Here is a 329-nt window from a genome sequence, read left to right as displayed (position 1 = left end):
CTGCACAGAACTGCAGGCCTTCAAGGAAAAAGGAAACTGCTCCCCGTGCAGCAAAGACCAGGCTGAAGGTGGATAAGGTAATTGTTCATGAAATAGAAGACTATTACCAACTCCCGGATGGTGCAAGGCTTATGAAGCGTAACGGAATGGCTGATGTGTGGGAATACAGGTTTATAGAACATGTGCGTGCTCATAACGTGGAGCATGTGTACAAGGTGGCAAGGGTAAAGCTTGCAGACGGCACTTTCACTAACACGATGGAGCATCCCTTGAAAAACCTTGGAGGAATCTTTTCCCCTGATTTGCTTGCCCGTCTGCTTTGTCTGAAA

The 329-nt window shown here is 47.4% G+C and carries 1 pseudogene; it reads left to right on the top strand.

Features of this window, described 5'->3' with window-relative positions:
- Positions 1 to 329: pseudogene (locus tag WKT20_RS18265) on the top strand (IS66 family transposase); the annotation flags it as partial.

The sequence above is a fragment of the Phocaeicola sp. ICN-14070 genome, assembly GCF_037892625.1.
Classification (GTDB): domain Bacteria; phylum Bacteroidota; class Bacteroidia; order Bacteroidales; family Bacteroidaceae; genus Phocaeicola; species Phocaeicola plebeius.
This window is presented reverse-complemented; position numbering and strand designations above follow the sequence as displayed.